Raw genomic sequence first — 15,531 nt, 5'->3', positions numbered from 1 at the left:
GGAATCCGGTGGTGCTGGAGGGGTCTCTCAGCGCGCCGGACAGATGGCGCTGGACATGCGGCCGAGGTCGACGTGCCGCCGACTCACCAAGGCAATTCCAGTTCCGGACATGGCGGAAGCGTGGCACGGCGATCTGAATGCAGTCCAGCTTTATCCAAAATGCGGACGCCCCTGTCCCGTAGAGCGAGACAGGGGTGTCGTGGGTCACACGGTCCGAAAACGGACGCTCCGGAGCAGGTCAGGACGGGAAGGCCCCGGGCCAGGGCCCAGGAGTCTCCACTTCCGGTTCTTCCTCGACCTTGGTGTCGAAGAGGCGGAAGCCACGGCGCTGGTAGTTGTCCATCGCGAACTCGCCGTCCTTGCTGCACGTGTGCAGCCACACCCGCTTGGTCGTGGCCAGCCCCGGCCAGCGGTCCGCGAGGTCCCAGGCGCGGGCGGTCCCGTACGACAGCAGGTGACCGCCGATGCCCCGGCCGCGGAAGGCCGGGATCAGGCCGAAGTACTCGATCTCCACGACGCCGTCGTCCCCGGGCGTCAGCTCCACGTACCCGGCGGGCGTGCCCCGCTCGTAGGCCACCCAGGTCTCCACGCCGGGCCGCCCGAGGTGCTCCTGCCACCGCGCGTAGGTCCAGCCCAGCCGGTCCGTCCAGCGGATGTCACCGCCGACGGAGGCGTACAGGAAGCGGCTGAACTCGGGCGAGGGCACCTCGGCGCGGACGATCCGCACGTCCCCCTCCGGGGCGGCGACCGGCAGCAGATCGGTCGGCGCGGTCTGCTCCAGGGACCAGGTGGTCACGGCGATGTTGGTCATGGCGGTCAGGGAATCATCCGGCCGCGAGATCTGTCGATCCCGGTTCCGCGTCCACCCGGCCTCGACCCCGGCCCCGGAGCCGCCGCCGCGGCCGTCAGCCGAGCGCCTCGTCCATCGAGGTCAGCGGCAGCGCGAAGAGCACACGGCCCGACTGGGACCAGACCTCACCCGTCCCCGCCTGGTACGACAGGGAGCCCGGCGGCCCGCTCCAGCACTGGCGCGACCCGTCGGCACCGCACTCCGCGGTCCGCGCGCCCTCCGCGTCCTGCCGCCACAGCGTCCCGTGCCCGCCCCGGTCGCCGGCCGGCCGGTCCAGGTACCAGTCGGTGTGTCCGGCGCCGGCCGGGCGGTGCGCCAGCACGCCCACGACCTCGGCCGCGTCGCTCTCGTACGCCTCCCGCGCGTCCACGTGCCCGGCGGAGTCGGCGGCCGGCAGTCCGGTCCGGGCCGGGTCCGTGCCGAGCGCGTAGCGCCACAGGCGGGTGGGCCGGTCGGCGTCGGCGGGCACGTACTCGCTCGCCACCAGGCCGGCGGGGACCGTGCCGCGGTCCAGGGAGAGCGCGGCGGGGCGCGCGGCGTCCGGCGTGTCGGCGAGCCGGTAGGAGGCGACGGCGGGCAGCACGTACCGGTGGCCGTACGCCGCCCAGCCGCCCGGCACCCGGCCGACCGCGTCGGCGTCGGCGGTGGCGCGCTGGACGCGGTCCAGGTCGTACACGTACAGCGCGTCGCGGTCCCCGGCGCCGGTGGTGACCAGCAGCTTGTCCCGGTACCAGACCATGCCGGAGACGGGGGAGGCGAGCGCCCGGTAGTCGCGTCCGCCGTCCACCGGGACGGCGAGGAGCGCCGAGGCGTAGGCGAGGCGGCCGGGATCGTCGGCGTCGACGAACGAGACCCGGGCGAGCCCGCCCCCGGGCGTGCCGGCGTCGCGGCTCCAGGCGGACAGGACGACCCGGTGGGAGCCCCAGCGGCCGTCCTCGCCGGCGTCCCCCGAGGTGGTGACCGCCCCGGGCCGCCAGCCCCGGGTGTCCTCGGCGTCCCAGCAGTAGGCGCGCGTGGCCGCGGGGGAGACCGGCAGCGCCTCGCGTTCCCCGGCCGTGCAGTCGGCGGCGTCGCGCAGGGTGTGGTCGGCGGAGCCGAGGACGGTGTCGGCGCCCACCGGCCCGCCCATCGCGGCGGAGAGCCGGTCGAGCCAGGGCTCGGGCACCCGGTGTTCCGTCAGCCGCAGGGCGTCGGTCGCGGCGAGGGGCTTGAGGGCGCCGGGGTCGCCGGCGACCGTGGCCTGCGAGGCGCTGATCATCGTGGCGGCGCCGGTCAGCGCGAGAGCCGCCCCGGTCAGTGCCGCGCGCAACGCCCTGCTCCGACTGCGCCGACGGTGTCTGCCGCGCTGCTTCATAGAACCTCCACGGGCCCCGATCCACCTGCGCCCGTCGTTCCGTACGTCGACCGAGGAGCAGAGGGGGCGGTCCGTGGAGGATGCTACGGCAGGTGGCGGGGCCGCGGAGCCGGACGCTGCAAATATGCGGAAACGAACCACCTTTCGGGGGCCGTCGGGGGGAGGACCGGGAGGCCGCGGGGCCTGCCGCCGCTCAGGGGCCTGTGCCGGTGTCCGGGACGGGGCTTGGGCCGGTGTCCGGGACGGGGCCTGTGCCGGTGTCCGGGACGGGGCTTGGGCCGGTGTCCGGGACGGGGCCTGTGCCCGGTGCTCCGTCACCGCCGGTGCGGTCGAGCGGGGCAGCAGGTCACGGGGGTCGTCCGGGAGGACCACCTCGACCCCGGCGTCGTCGCGGAAACGATACGGCCGGTGCCGCAGATAGGCCCCGAGGTACCGCCGGACCCGGGACATCTCGGCCCGCACCGTCACCGTGCGCGACGGATCGCCGAACACGTCCTCCGCCAGCCCAGCGGCGCTGCGGCCGGCGCGCCGGACGGCCAGCAGGTAGAGCAACTCCGCGTGCCGCGGGCTCAGTTCCCGCTCCCACGACCCCGCGCCGTCCCGCACCCGGACCGACCAGCGGCGCGGCTGCCCGAGGTCGAGCACGATCCGGGGGGCGCCGTGGGACGCCGGCTCCGCGGCGACCCGCACCAGCCAGCCCCCGGCCAGCGGCTCCACCGCGCACGCCCCGAGCGCCGGGAGCCACCTCGGACCCGTCACCGGTGACCCGGGCAGCACCACCCGCTCCACGTACGGCATCCCCGTCACCGCGGCCGTCCAGCCGTCCCGGTCCACGACCAGCGCGCGCCCGCCGAGCCGGGCCAGCACCGGCGCCGCCACCGCACGCAACCGCTCCAGCGACCGCGCGTGCAGCTCGCGCAGCCGGGCCTCGGCGAGCTGGGCCACCGAGTCGACCCAGGCGAGCGTGGCCGGATGCATCGTCTCCAGCGGCCCGCTCACGTCGACCACACCGAGCAGTCGGCCGCTGCGCGGGTCGCTGATGGGCGCCCCCGCGCAGGTCCAGGTCGCCTGGGAGCGCACGAAGTGCTCGGAGGCGAAGACCTGCACCGGCCGCCGGGTCACCGCCGGTGTGCCGACGCCGTTGGTGCCGACCACGTCCTCCCGCCAGTCCGCGCCGATCTCGAAGCCGAGCCCGTCGGCCTTCCGCAGCACCGGCGCGCTGCCCTCCCGCCACAGCACACGGCCCTCGTCGTCGGCGACCACCATGATGTGGCGGGCGACGTCCGCGACCGACAGCAGCCCCTCCCGCAGCACCGGCAGCACGTGCCGCAACGGCGAGGTCTCCCGCCGGCGCCGCACCTCCTCCGGGGACAGCAGCCCGGAGCGGACGTCGCGGTCCGGGTCGACGCCGCCGCGCAGCATCCGCTCCCAGGACTGCTCGATCACCGGACGCGGTGCCGCCGGAGCGCGCCCGCCCGAGAGCCTGGCGGAGCGGACCTCGCTGAGCATCCGCGCCGCGCGCGCGGTGTCGACGGCGGCGAACCGCGTCACATCCATCGGCGAGAGCGCCACTGGTCCTCGTCCTCCCGGAAACAGGGGCCGGGACGCGCGCCCGGCCGGCGGCGGGCCCGTGATCGTCCCGGATGTTCGTCTCGGCACCGGCCATCTTCCCGTGACGGTCGGAAACGGTCGGTACACAGGGGGCGACAAGGTGCAACCCCCTGCAACCCTGGTGGACGGTCGCGCGGGTGTCCGAAACTTGAACCACGCCGCCCCGAGCGGCGTACGCGGCCCGAACGGGCCTGTGTGGCGGGGGTGGTGCCGTGTCGGCGCAGCATCACCCCCGCGCCGCGCGGCCGTGTCGCCGCGAGGCGGCAGGACCGCCGGGGCCGGATCAGGCCACCGGACGGGCCCGCTCCACGACCGACGCCAGAGCCAGGCTCGGCGGCAGCGTGCCGAAGGCCGCGCCCCCGTCGCCGCCCAGCCGCGAGGCGCAGAACGCGTCGGCGACCTCCGGCGGCGCGTACCGCACCAGCAGCGAACCCTGGAGCACCAGCGCCAGCCGCTCCACCAGCCGCCGCGCCCGCCCCTCCGCGGCCTCCAGATCGGCGAGTTCCGTCAGCAGCCCCCTGATCGCCGCGTCCAGACGGTGATCGGCGCCACGGGCGAGACCCACCTCCGTCAGATACGCGTCCAGGGCCAGCGGCTCCCGCCCGAGCGCCCGCAGCACGTCCAGCGCCTGCACGTTGCCGGCGCCCTCCCAGATCGAGTTCAGCGGCGACTCGCGCACCAGCCGGGGCAGCCCGGACTCCTCGACGTACCCGTTGCCGCCCAGGCACTCGGCGGCCTCCACCGCCACCGGCGCGCAACGCTTGGTCACCCAGTACTTCGCCGCCGGCACCGCCAGCCGGAGCAGCGCCCGCTCCCGCTCCCGCTCGCCCCCGTCGTCGTACGCCGCCGCCAGCCGCAGCGCGAGCGTGGTGGCCGCCTCCGACTCGATCGCGAGGTCGGCCAGGACGTTGCGCATCAGCGGCTTGTCGATCAGCTTCCCGCCGAACGCCTCCCGGTGCGCGCAGTGGTGCACGGCCTGCGCGACGGCCTGCCGCATCAGCCCCGCCGAGCCCAGCACGCAGTCCAGCCGGGTCGCCGCCACCATGCCGATGACGGTGCGCACCCCGCGCCCCTCCTCGCCGACCCGGCGCGCCCAGGTCCCGGCGAACTCGACCTCGGCGGAGGCGTTGGACCGGTTGCCCAGCTTGTCCTTCAGCCGCTGGAGCAGGAACACGTTGCGGGTGCCGTCCGCGAGCACGCGCGGCACCAGGAAGCAGGTCGGTCCGCCCGGGGCCTGTGCCAGTACCAGGAAGCCGTCCGACATGGGCGCCGAGCAGAACCACTTGTGCCCGGTCAGCTCGTACGTCCCGTCCTCGGCCAGCGGCCGCGCGGAGGTCGTGCCCGCCCGGACGTCGCTGCCGCCCTGCTTCTCCGTCATGCCCATCCCGAACAGCACGCCCGCCTTGAGGTGCGCCGGCCGCAGCCCGCGGTCGTACACCCGCGAGGTCAGCCGAGGCTCCCACTCGGCGGCGAGGTCCGGGTCGGCGCGCAGGGCGGGCACCGCCGCGTGGGTCATCGACAGCGGACAGCCGTTGCCCGCCTCGGCCTGCGTCCACACGAGGAACCCGGCGGCGCGCCGCACGTGCCCGCCCGGCCGGGTCCAGGCCGCGGTGAGGCCCGCGGAGACGCCCTTGCCCAGCAGCCGGTGCCAGGCCGGGTGGAAGTCGACCTCGTCGACGCGGTGGCCGTAGCGGTCGTGCGTGCGCAGGACCGGCGGATTGTCGTTGGCCTGCGCGCCCCACTCCAGCACCTGGGCGGAGCCGCAGCTGCGCCCGAGGCCGGACAGCTCGTCCAGCGCCTCCTCGCGCAGCTCCGGTGCCAGGTGCCGTTCGACCGCCGCCACGAGGGCCCGGTCGGCGGTGAAGACGTCGTAACCGGCCAGCGGCGGGGCCTGGTTCGTCACGGTGTGGGTGCTCCCTGCCATGACGGCGAACCTACCGCGCCCGGGGACCGGGAAGGGCCCCGGGCGCCTCCACGGTCGTCCGCGGGTGAGTGCGGGCCTCCGCGACGGATACCTTTAGGGCGTGCAGCCAGCAAGTGAATCTCCCGAACGGCCCGCGGGCCGGCTCCACCGTGCCCGGGTCCTCTACCGGAACGTCTCCAAACGCAGGACCGCCTGGCTGCTGCTCAAGGACACCGTCAACTCGTGCATGGAGTACCGCATCCTCGGCCTCGCCGCCGAGGCCGCGTTCTTCACCCTGCTGTCGGTGCCGCCCCTGCTGCTGAGCGTCCTCGGCCTGCTCGGCTACGTCGACCTGTGGATCGGCGCCGACACCACCGCGAGCCTGCGCACCAACATCCTGGACGCCTCCCGCACGGTGCTCTCCGAGCGGGGCGTCAAGCAGATCACCGAGCCGATCCTGAACGACGTGACGAAGGGCGGACGGCCCGACGTCATCTCCATCGGCTTCCTGTTCGCCCTGTGGTCCGGCTCCCGCGCGGTCAACGTCTTCATCGACACCATCACCGTGATGTACGGCCTCGACGGCGTCCGGGGCATCGTCAAGACCCGTCTGATGGCCTTCCTGCTGTTCATCGTGGCCCTGCTGATCGGGTCGGTGGCGCTGCCGCTGATGGTGGCCGGTCCGGACGCCGTGGTGCGGGTCGTGCCGTGGTCGACGACCGTCGTGCAGGTCCTGTACTGGCCGGTCGTGATCGTCCTGTCCGTGGCCTTCCTGACCACGCTGTACCACGTGTCGGTGCCCGTGCGCTCCCCGTGGATCGAGGACGTGCCCGGCGCGCTGGTCGCCCTCGCCATGTGGGTGCTGTGCAGCTTCCTGCTGCGGATCTACCTCACCAGCACCGTCGAGGGCCCGACCATCTACGGCTCGCTCGCGGCGCCGGTGGCCGTGCTGCTGTGGATCGGTGTGTCCGCGTTCGCCGTGCTCGTCGGGGCCGCGGTCAACGCGGCCATCGACCGGGTCTGGCCGGCCGCCGCCACCGCCGCGGCCCGCGAGGCCAACGAACGGCTGCGGCAGGCGCAGGTCGCCGAGTACGTGGCCCGGGCCGCCGCGAGCGGTGAGGCGGACCCCGACATGCCCTCCGAGTTCCCGGAACGCTGGTCCCGGTTCCTGCCCCCGGAGGACGTCACGGCCCGCCTGCGCGCCCACGCCAAGCATCCCCACCACGATCACGGGGACAAGCCGGAGGCCTCCTGACCCCGCGGCCCGTCAGGGCCGCCACGTCCCCGCCACCGCGGCGTCCCGGACGAACTCCCCGAAGTCCCTCGGCGCCCGGTGCAGCACCTGCCGGACCCCGTCGGACAGGTGGGCGTTGCGCCCGTCGAGCAGCGAGCCGAACAGCTCCAGGAGGAAGGCGGCCTCCTCCTCCGGAATCCCGAACGCGGCCAGGATCTCGCCGTACTCGTGCGACGGGACGGCCCGGTACGTCAGCGCCCGGCCCGTCTCCTTCGCGATCTCGCCGACCGCCTCCCCGAAGGTCAGCAGCCGGGGCCCCGAGACCTCCAGCACCTGCCCGGCGTACCGCTCGCCCGAGGTCAGCGCCGCCACCACCACGTCCGCGACGTCCCGCAGATCCACGAACGGCTCCGCGACCTCACCGGCCGGGAACACCAGCTCCCCGCTCGCGCGCAGCCCCTCCACCAGCGGGCCCTCGCTGAAGTTCTGCGCGAACCAGGCGGCCCGTACGACCGTCCAGTCCGCGCCCGCCCCGGCCAGCGCCTCCTCGGTGGGCCGCGCCTGCTCCTCGCCCCGCGACGACAGCAGCACCAGCCGCCGTACGCCGAGCCCGGCCGCCTCCCGGGCGAGCGCCCCGACCACGTCGGGGGCGTCGGGAGCGCCGACGTCCGCCGGGTGGACCAGGTAGGCCGCGTCGGCGCCGCGCAGGACGTCCGCCCAGGTGGACCGGTCCCGCCAGTCGAAGCCGGTCGCCCGGGACGCCGCCCGCACCGTGAGTCCGGCCGCCCGCGCCGACTCGGCCACGCGCCGCCCGCTGCGGCCGGACGCCCCCGTCACCACGACCGTCATGTCCCCGTGCCTGCTCATCTCCGTCATGCCCCCAGCCAACCGCCGGCCGTCGCACCAGCCCATCGCCGAACGGCTCGCTCCCATACGCGTACGTCTACGCTGTCCGGTCATGGACGCACTCGCCGGTCTGCTGGAAGGCCCCCGTGCCCGTGGCGCGTTCATGATCCGCGCCTGTTTCGACCCGCCGTGGGCCGTGCGCGTCGAGGACCGGGCGCCGCTGACGGTGATGCTCATGGTCCGCGGTGACGGCTGGATCGTGCCGGACACGGGGGAGCGGGTGCGGCTGCGGGCCGGGGACCTCGCGATCGCGCGCGGCCCTGACGCCTACACCTGCGCCGACGACCCGGCCACCCCGCCACAGGCGCTGATCCTGCCGGGCGGCGAGTGCAGCTACCCCGACGGGCGCCCCCTCAACGGCTCGATGGACCTCGGCGTGCGCACCTGGGGCAACCGGCCCGAAGGCGACGTGGTGGTACTGATCGGCACCTACCTGGTGCGCGGCGAGATCGGCGGCCGGCTGCTGGACGCCCTGCCGCCGCTGCTGTCCCTCACCTCCGAGGAGTGGGACTGCCCGCTGACACCCGTCCTCATGGACGAGGTCACGCGGGACGAACCCGGCCAGGAGGTCGTCCTCGACCGCCTCCTCGACCTGCTGGTCATCGCCGCGCTGCGGGCCTGGTTCGCCGGGCCGCGGGCCGAGGCGCCCGCCTGGTACCGGGCGCTGGGCGACCCGGTCGTGGGCCGGGCGCTCAGGCTGCTCCAGGACGCCCCGGCCCACCCCTGGACGGTCGCGTCCCTCGCCGCCAAGGCCGGCGTCTCCCGCGCCGCGCTCGCCCGGCGCTTCACCGAGCTGGTGGGCGAACCCCCGATGGCGTACCTCACCGGCTGGCGCCTCGCCCTCGCCGCCGACCGGCTGCGCGACACCGACGACACCCTCGGCGCCATAGCGCGCCAGGTCGGCTACGGCACCGCGTTCGCCCTGTCCACCGCCTTCAAGCGGGTGTACGGCGTCAGCCCGCAGGAGTTCCGGACCGTGGCGGCGTAGCGTGGCCGGCGTGTACGCGGAACGTACTTCCCGGCTGCCCGGCGCGGTGGTGTGGACGAGCACGCCGGCCGGGGACGGCCCGGGACGTGTCCTGCCCGACGGCTGCATGGACCTGCTGTGGCACGAGGGACGGCTGCTGGTCGCGGGCCCCGACACCCGCGCGTACGTCACCGACGGCTCCCCGGGCCGCTGGGCGGGCGTCCGCTTCTACCCCGGCACCGCGCCCGCCCTCCTCGGCGTCCCCGCGCACGCACTGCGCGACCGGCGCGTCGACCTGGCCGACCTGTGGCCGGCCGCCGAGGCGCGGCGCCTGACCGCGCGGGTGAACGCGGCCGGTGACCCGGTGCGCGGCCTGGAGGAGGCGGCCCTGTCCCTCGCGGCCGGCACCGAACCCCCCGACCCGCTGCTCCTGGGAATCGTGGCCGCCCTCGACGCGGGCCGCCCGGTCGCCGCCACCGCCGACACACTCGGCATCGGGGCGCGCCGGCTGCACCGCCGCTCGCTGGCCGCCTTCGGTTACGGCCCCAAGACACTGGCCCGCGTCCTGCGGTTGCAACGCGCCCTCGCCCTCGCCCGGGCCGGCACGCCCCTCGCGGAGACGGCCGCCCGCGCCGGGTACGCGGACCAGGCGCACCTGGCCCGGGACGTACGGGGGCTGACCGGGACGTCCCCGACCGCGCTACTGGGGCGCTAGCGGGGCGAACAGGTCGACGCCGTTGCCGTCCGGGTCGTTCACGACGGCGTACCGCTGCCCCCAGAAGGCGTCCCAGGGCCGCAGCTCACCGTGGTGCCCGGCGCCGGTCAGCTCCTCGTACAGCGCGTCCACCTCCTCCGGTGTCTCGCACCGCAGCGCGAGCGAGGCCCGCCCGCCGCCGGCCGGCGGCCGCCACCCGGGGTGGAAGGAGCGGACGGTCTCCTCGGTGTCGAGCAGCAGCCGGATCCCGCCCGGCAGCCCGGCCTCGGCGTGCGGCTGCTTCTCGGCGCCCTCGGGGAAGGCGAAACCGAGCCGGCGGTAGAAGGTCACGGAGGCGGCCATGTCGGAGACGACCAGGCCGATGGCGTCGAATCGTGCGGTCATGACGCCACCGTAGGCAGGACGGCGAGGGCGCGTCTTGAAGGAATCGGACACCGCGGGCCGCCGGGCGGAACAGCTCAGAAAGCCCTCAAGTCCCTTGATCCGTACGGCATGCGGCACCGACCCTGGGGCCATGCTCGGACGCGGAAAACACGAATTCGACGTGCTGCTCCTGCGGGAATCGGACGACATCGCCGCCGGCCTGCGCGAGGCGCTCGCCGAGGCGTCCCCGGAACAGCGGCCCGGGCTGGAGCAAGCGGCCGCCCTGGTGGAGCGCGCGGCCGCCGTCCCCGACGCCGCCCTGCGCGCCCGCTGGGTCCACCAGCGTCTCGCCGCCGCCGGGTACGAGGGCCCGGCCGACTCCGTGCGGGCCGTCAAGGTCCTGCGCGAGGCGGCCCCCGGCCTCAGCCTGCGGTCGGCCGTCAAGCTGTCCAAGGACGCGGCGGCGCACCGTCCTTGACCGGACGCCGGGGTGACCGGACGCGGAGCCGCTGTGGAACACCTGTGCGGCAGGATGGGCGCATGAACCGTCGCGCGCGCGTCCTGCCGCTGTTGCTGCTGCCCCCGCTGCTGCTCACCGCCTGCGGCACGCAGAGGGCGGCCGACGGCCCGGCCGCCGTCGCGGCTTCCGCCGAGACCGCCTCCGCCCCGTCCGAGGAGCTCGAGAACCGGGCGCAGGCGCTCGGTATCGCCCCCGAACTGGTCTACGTCACCAGGACCCCCGGTCTCACCCTGGCCCAGCAGTCCGTCGGCGTGCTCGGCGACGACGGCTTCTCCGCCACCTACCTGACCGGCTCGGGGGCCCTGGTCCGCCTCTCCGTCGAGCGGGGCTCGATGACCGAGGACTCCTGCCGCAGCCTGCCGGCCGGAGACAGCACCGGCGGGCGGGCCGTGTGCGAGCGCGACACCGAGGCCTGGTACCGCACCGGCGGCGGACAGCACGAGTACGCCCTGCCGAAGAACGGGCACGTGGTCCGGCTGTCCGCCGAGACGGCCGCCGTACCGCGCGAGGTCCTGCGCGAGGCCGCCGGATCCATCCACCGACCCGACACCGCCGAGGCCGCGGCCACCCTGCCCTCGCCCCGGCCCGCCGCCACCGCGCCCGTGGAACGCGGCGACCTCCCCCCGGAGGGCGACGGGGCACCCGACAACAGCGTGGACATGGGCGGCTGAACACCGAGCCGGAAAAAATCCGGCGGCGATGTCGAGAACCCGCGTCCGGCTCCGTCCCCGGGGTGAACGCGACCACAATGGGCCGCACAGCACCGAGGAGAGTCACCATGGCCAAGTACCTGATGCTCAAGCACTACCGAGGCGCCCCGGCAGCGGTCAACGACGTCCCGATGGACCGGTGGACGCCGGAGGAGATCTCGGCCCACATCCAGTACATGAACGACTTCGCGGCCCGGCTCGAGAAGACCGGCGAGTTCGTCGACGGGCAGGCGCTCGCCCCCGAGGGAGCGTGGGTCCGCTACGACGGCGAGGGGCGCCCGCCGGTCACCGACGGCCCGTTCGCCGAGACCAAGGACCTCATCGCGGGGTGGATGGTGATCGACGTCGACAGCTACGAGCGCGCCGTCGAGCTGGCCGGGGAACTGTCGGCAGCGCCCGGGGCCGGCGGGAAGCCGATCCACGAGTGGCTCGAACTGCGCCCCTTCCTGGCGGCGCCGCCCACCGTCCCGGAATGCCCTCACGGGTGAACGAGGCCCTGCTCCGGAGCCTCACGCCGAGCGTCCTCGCCGTCCTCGTCCGCCGCGGAGCCGACTTCGCGGCGGCCGAGGACGCCGTGCAGGACGCGCTGCTCGAGGCGATCCGCGTCTGGCCGGCCGACCCTCCGCGGGACGCGAAGGGCTGGCTGGTCACCGTCGCCTGGCGCCGGTTCCTCGACCAGGCCCGCTCGGACGCCGCCCGCCGCCGGCGCGAGGACCTTCTCGACGAGGAGCCTGCGCCCGGGCCCGCGCCCGCGGTGGACGACACGCTCCAGCTCTACTTCCTGTGCGCCCACCCGTCGCTGACCCCGGCGTCCGCGGTCGCGCTCACCCTGCGCGCCGTCGGCGGGCTCACCACCCGCCAGATCGCCGAGGCCTACCTGGTGCCCGAGGCGACCATGGCCCAGCGGATCAGCCGGGCCAAGCGCACCGTGTCCGGCGTGCGCTTCGACCGGCCCGGCGACGTCGCCACCGTGCTGCGCGTCCTCTACCTGGTCTTCAACGAGGGGTACTCCGGTGACGTCGACCTCGCCGCCGAGGCCATCCGCCTCACCCGGCAGCTCGCCGCCTCGATCGACCACCCGGAGGTGGCGGGGCTGCTCGCCCTCATGCTGCTCCACCACGCCCGCCGCGCCACCCGGACCGCGCCCGACGGCAGCCTGGTGCCGCTCGCCGAGCAGGACCGCACCCGGTGGGACACCGCGTCGATCGCCGAGGGCGTCGGGATCCTGCAGGCGGCCCTCGCCCGCGACCGCCTCGGCGAGTTCCAGGCCCAGGCCGCCATCGCGGCCCTGCACGCCGACGCCCCCACCGCCGAGGAGACGGACTGGGTGCAGATCGTCGAGTGGTACGACGAACTCGCCCGCCTGACCGACAGTCCCGTGGTCCGGCTCAACCGCGCCGTGGCCGTCGGCGAGGCGGACGGCCCGCGCGCGGGCCTCGCGGCGCTCGCGGAGGTGGACGCCTCCCTGCCCCGCCACACCGCGGTGGCCGCGTACCTCCACGAGCGCGACGGCGACCCGGCGACGGCGGCCCGGCTGTACGCGGAGGCGGCCCACAAGGCCCCCAACCTCGCCGAGCGTGACTACCTGACCCGCCGCGCCGCCCGGCTCAACACCGCCCGGTGACGTCCTGACGGCGGCACGTCGCCCGCCGCGCCTCCTCCGGAGCCGGCGGGCGGCGGCCCCCGGACGGCGGGATCATGGGACCGGGCCCGGAATACATCCGGGCGGTACGCCGCTGGAACACGAGCGGTGCGCGGTGCGGCGGTACGACGGTGCGGTGGCGCGGCGAAGGGCTGGTGAGCGCATGACGGCAAGCCGGACGGACCCTGTGGTCGGCACGCCTCACGGGGCGGTACGCGGCAGACACGAGGACGGGATCGCCGTGTTCCGTGGCATCCCGTACGCGGCGCCCCCCTTCGGGCCCCGCAGGTTCCGGCCCCCCGTGCCGCCCGAGCCCTGGGACGGCGTGCGCGACGCCGGCGCCTTCGGGCCGACCGCGCCGAAACCGCCGTACTCCGAGGCCTTCGCCCGCTATCTGTCCGACCCGACGATCCCCGGCGACGACTGCCTCAACCTCAACGTCTGGACGCCGCAGCCGGGCCCCGGCGCCCGCCTGCCGGTGCTGGTGTGGCTGCACGGCGGCGCCCTGACCAGGGGCTCCTCCGCCGTGCCCGTCTACGACGGCCGCACCTTCGCCCGCGACGGCGTGGTCTGCGTGTCGGTCAACTACCGGCTGGGCGTCGAGGGCTACGGGCTGTTCCCGGACGCCCCCGCCAACGCCGGACTGCGCGACCAGATCGCCGCGCTGGAGTGGGTGCGGGACTCGATCGAGGCCTTCGGCGGCGACCCCGGCCGGGTGACCGTCGCCGGTCAGTCGGCCGGCGCGATCAGCGTCGGCGCGCTCCTGGCCGCACCCCGGGCCCGGGGGCTGTTCCGGCGGGCGGTACTGCAGAGCGGGGCGCCGGAGGCCCCCGACCGGGACAAGGTGCGGCGGATGGTGCGCCGCATGGCCGCCCGGCTGAAGATCCCCGCGACCGCGGAGGCCTTCGCCGCCGCCGACCGCGCACAGCTGCTGCGCGCCCAGGCCGAGGTCGGCAGGCTCAGCAGCCCCGTGCTCGGCGGCCCCGCCTTCGGCATCGTCGTCGACGGCGACGTGCTGCCGGAGGACCCCCTGGAGGCGCTCGTCGACGGCGAGGCGGCACGTGACGTCGACCTGATGATGGGCTGGACCCGCGACGAGTACCGGCTCTGGCTGGTCCCCGGCGGCCTTCTCGAACGCGTCGACCGCCTCGGCTCCGTCGCCCTCGCGGGCGCGCGGGCCCGCTGCCACTGCGGCAACGAGGTGGTACGCGGCTACCGCGCCCTGCGCCCCGACGCCGGCACCGCCGAGACGGTCGGCCAGCTCGTCACCGACCACCTGCTCCGCATCCCGCTGCACCGTCTGGCCGACGCCCGGCCGGGCTCCTCCCACGTCTACGAGTTCGCCTGGCCGTCCAACCTGCCCGGCCTCGGCGCCTGCCACGCCCTGGAGCTCGGCTTCGTCTTCGACTCCGGGGACTCCCCGGACGCGCGCAGACTCGCGGGCGAGGGCGCCCCGCGGGAACTGGCCGACGCGATGCACGGGGCGTGGGTCCGGTTCGCCGAGTCCGGCGACCCGGGGTGGGCGGCATGGGACGCCACCCACCCCGTACGCGTCTTCGGTGACGGCGCCCCTTACACGGCGTACGGCCCGCGCGACGCCGAGTACGACCTGTGGAAGGCGGACGTCACCAGGCGAGGAACGCGCTCCAGGCGTCCGGCGCGACGGTGATGCGGGGGGTGGCGGGGTCGCCGATGGTCTTGGAGTCGCGGATGTGGACGGCGGCGGGTTCGAGGGCGACTTCTACGCAGTTGCCGCCTTCGTCGCCGCTATAACTGGACTTGCGCCACTCGTAGGCGACTTCGATGCAGTTGCCGCCTTCGCTGCCGCTGTAGCTCGACTTGATCCACCGAAGTGCGGTGCTGCTCATTGCTCTCCCAGGAGGCGGTCCAGAAGATCCCTCGTGTCCTCGGGTGTGAGGGCCTGCGACCGCAGCATTGCACACTTCTGTGTGAGGATCGCCACCTCATCCGGGTCGGTGATCAGTTGGCTGCCACGCTGATTCTCCGCGTAGGCGAGTCGCTGGTGGTCGGGTGTCTCCAGCAGGACGAAGGGGCCATTGAGCCCGGCGTGACTCGTCCGGTCCTGGGGCAGAACCTGAAACATGAGCCCCGGCAACTCCGAGCACTCGCGCAAGTGTCGAAGCTGCTCGGCCCAGACCTCCCGCCCACCGATCGGCGCCCGCACGACCGGCTCCCAGACCACGAAACAGGTGATCGGTGCTTCCTCTCGGTGCAGGATTCCCTGACGTTCGATCCGTGCCGTCGTCAACTGGGTGATTTTTTCCTCACCGTAGAACGGCACACGGCTGCGGAACACCGCCCGAGCGTACGCCTCCGTCTGGAGCAGGCCGGGCAGCACCTGGTTCTCGTACGACGAGATGGCGATGGCCTCCCGCTCCCTGTCCAGGAACTCCTCCGCCCACAGCGGGACCAGGTCCACCTCCGGCATCTTGCTCAACGCGATCGACAACGCCCCCTTGGTGTCGAGGAGTTCGTCGAGCTGCTCGGCGAGGTCCGGTTTCAGCGGGCGTCTGCCCTGCTCGATCGAGGCGATCTGCTGCTCACCGATGACGAACCGTTCGCCCAGCGACCTCTGGGTGTGCCCGGCGGCCTGGCGGTAGAGGGCGAGCAGCGCCCCCACCATCTTCATCGCGGAGGCGTTCCTCCGTGCCGTCGTGCCCATGAAGTCGAACTCCCCCTCCGCGCGCGTACGTTCACCGCTGCGCGCTCGTACGGATCGGCTGTACGGGGGCGCG

16 protein-coding genes and 1 pseudogene are annotated in these 15,531 nt (G+C 74.7%); 8 read left to right on the top strand and 9 right to left on the bottom strand.

Annotation, left to right across the window (positions count from 1 at the left end):
* Nucleotides 1-27: 27 nt before the first annotated feature.
* From ACIRFH_RS22785 to ACIRFH_RS22765, 5 genes and pseudogenes are all read right to left on the bottom strand, one after another.
* Entirely contained in the window at nucleotides 28-111 is an 84-nt protein-coding gene (locus ACIRFH_RS22785; RefSeq protein WP_310591794.1) for a putative leader peptide, read from the bottom strand.
* A gap of 127 nt (nucleotides 112-238) precedes the next feature.
* On the bottom strand, nucleotides 239-811 hold the full coding sequence (locus ACIRFH_RS22780; RefSeq protein WP_403523681.1) for a GNAT family N-acetyltransferase: 573 nt from the start codon (nucleotides 809-811) through the stop codon (nucleotides 239-241).
* 94 nt (nucleotides 812-905) lie between these two features.
* Nucleotides 906-2,204 carry a hypothetical protein gene (locus ACIRFH_RS22775; RefSeq protein WP_403523813.1) on the bottom strand — a complete coding sequence of 433 codons (1,299 nt, stop codon included), beginning with the start codon at nucleotides 2,202-2,204 and terminating at the stop codon, nucleotides 906-908.
* Between the two features lie 300 nt (nucleotides 2,205-2,504).
* Nucleotides 2,505-3,776 (bottom strand): annotated as a pseudogene (locus ACIRFH_RS22770) (GAF domain-containing protein); the annotation flags it as partial.
* Between the two features lie 322 nt (nucleotides 3,777-4,098).
* Nucleotides 4,099-5,739 carry an acyl-CoA dehydrogenase family protein gene (locus ACIRFH_RS22765; protein WP_403523678.1) on the bottom strand — a complete coding sequence of 547 codons (1,641 nt, stop codon included), beginning with the start codon at nucleotides 5,737-5,739 and terminating at the stop codon, nucleotides 4,099-4,101.
* A 100-nt stretch (nucleotides 5,740-5,839) separates the two neighbouring features.
* On the opposite strand from ACIRFH_RS22765, the gene ACIRFH_RS22760 reads away from it, so the two are divergent.
* Nucleotides 5,840-6,973, top strand: a complete 1,134-nt coding sequence (locus tag ACIRFH_RS22760) for a YihY/virulence factor BrkB family protein (protein ID WP_403523675.1) — start codon at nucleotides 5,840-5,842, stop codon at nucleotides 6,971-6,973.
* Nucleotides 6,974-6,985: 12 nt separating this feature from the next.
* Here the strand turns inward: ACIRFH_RS22760 and ACIRFH_RS22755 are convergent, their stop codons facing one another.
* Nucleotides 6,986-7,828, bottom strand: coding sequence for an NmrA family transcriptional regulator (locus tag ACIRFH_RS22755; RefSeq protein WP_403523672.1), 843 nt, complete (start codon nucleotides 7,826-7,828; stop codon nucleotides 6,986-6,988).
* Between the two features lie 82 nt (nucleotides 7,829-7,910).
* Between ACIRFH_RS22755 and ACIRFH_RS22750 the strand changes: the two genes are divergently transcribed.
* On the top strand, nucleotides 7,911-8,846 hold the full coding sequence (locus tag ACIRFH_RS22750; protein WP_403523670.1) for an AraC family transcriptional regulator: 936 nt from the start codon (nucleotides 7,911-7,913) through the stop codon (nucleotides 8,844-8,846).
* A 10-nt stretch (nucleotides 8,847-8,856) separates the two neighbouring features.
* A complete protein-coding gene (locus ACIRFH_RS22745) occupies nucleotides 8,857-9,540 on the top strand; it encodes a helix-turn-helix domain-containing protein (protein ID WP_403523667.1) in 684 nt (227 codons plus the stop codon).
* On the opposite strand, the gene ACIRFH_RS22740 is transcribed toward ACIRFH_RS22745, so the two are convergent.
* Nucleotides 9,526-9,924 carry a VOC family protein gene (locus ACIRFH_RS22740; RefSeq protein ID WP_403523664.1) on the bottom strand — a complete coding sequence of 133 codons (399 nt, stop codon included), beginning with the start codon at nucleotides 9,922-9,924 and terminating at the stop codon, nucleotides 9,526-9,528. The genes ACIRFH_RS22745 and ACIRFH_RS22740 overlap by 15 nt on opposite strands.
* 130 nt (nucleotides 9,925-10,054) lie before the next feature.
* Here ACIRFH_RS22740 and ACIRFH_RS22735 point away from each other — a divergent pair, with 130 nt between their 5' ends.
* The 5 genes from ACIRFH_RS22735 (at nucleotide 10,055) to ACIRFH_RS22715 (ending at nucleotide 14,444) form a co-directional block, all read left to right on the top strand.
* Nucleotides 10,055-10,381 (top strand): hypothetical protein, encoded by a 327-nt coding sequence (locus ACIRFH_RS22735; protein ID WP_403523661.1) that lies wholly within the window; start codon nucleotides 10,055-10,057, stop codon nucleotides 10,379-10,381.
* Between the two features lie 62 nt (nucleotides 10,382-10,443).
* On the top strand, nucleotides 10,444-11,094 hold the full coding sequence (locus ACIRFH_RS22730) for a hypothetical protein (protein WP_403523658.1): 651 nt from the start codon (nucleotides 10,444-10,446) through the stop codon (nucleotides 11,092-11,094).
* A 107-nt stretch (nucleotides 11,095-11,201) separates the two neighbouring features.
* A complete protein-coding gene (locus ACIRFH_RS22725; RefSeq protein WP_403523655.1) occupies nucleotides 11,202-11,621 on the top strand; it encodes a YciI family protein in 420 nt (139 codons plus the stop codon).
* Nucleotides 11,618-12,757, top strand: coding sequence for an RNA polymerase sigma factor (locus ACIRFH_RS22720; protein WP_403523810.1), 1,140 nt, complete (start codon nucleotides 11,618-11,620; stop codon nucleotides 12,755-12,757). The genes ACIRFH_RS22725 and ACIRFH_RS22720 overlap by 4 nt, the downstream gene beginning before the upstream one ends.
* A 181-nt stretch (nucleotides 12,758-12,938) precedes the next feature.
* Nucleotides 12,939-14,444 carry a carboxylesterase/lipase family protein gene (locus tag ACIRFH_RS22715; protein WP_403523652.1) on the top strand — a complete coding sequence of 502 codons (1,506 nt, stop codon included), beginning with the start codon at nucleotides 12,939-12,941 and terminating at the stop codon, nucleotides 14,442-14,444.
* Here the strand turns inward: ACIRFH_RS22715 and ACIRFH_RS22710 are convergent.
* The gene (locus ACIRFH_RS22710; RefSeq protein WP_403523649.1) at nucleotides 14,401-14,643 is read right to left on the bottom strand and encodes a DUF397 domain-containing protein; all 243 of its coding nucleotides are present in this window, start codon (nucleotides 14,641-14,643) and stop codon (nucleotides 14,401-14,403) included. The two genes, ACIRFH_RS22715 and ACIRFH_RS22710, sit on opposite strands and share 44 nt — an antisense overlap.
* A complete protein-coding gene (locus ACIRFH_RS22705; RefSeq protein ID WP_403523646.1) occupies nucleotides 14,640-15,458 on the bottom strand; it encodes a helix-turn-helix domain-containing protein in 819 nt (272 codons plus the stop codon). The genes ACIRFH_RS22710 and ACIRFH_RS22705 overlap by 4 nt, the downstream gene beginning before the upstream one ends.
* Nucleotides 15,459-15,531: the final 73 nt, after the last annotated feature.

This window comes from Streptomyces sp. NPDC093586 (assembly GCF_044764905.1).
Lineage (GTDB): Bacteria > Actinomycetota > Actinomycetes > Streptomycetales > Streptomycetaceae > Streptomyces.
This window is presented reverse-complemented; position numbering and strand designations above follow the sequence as displayed.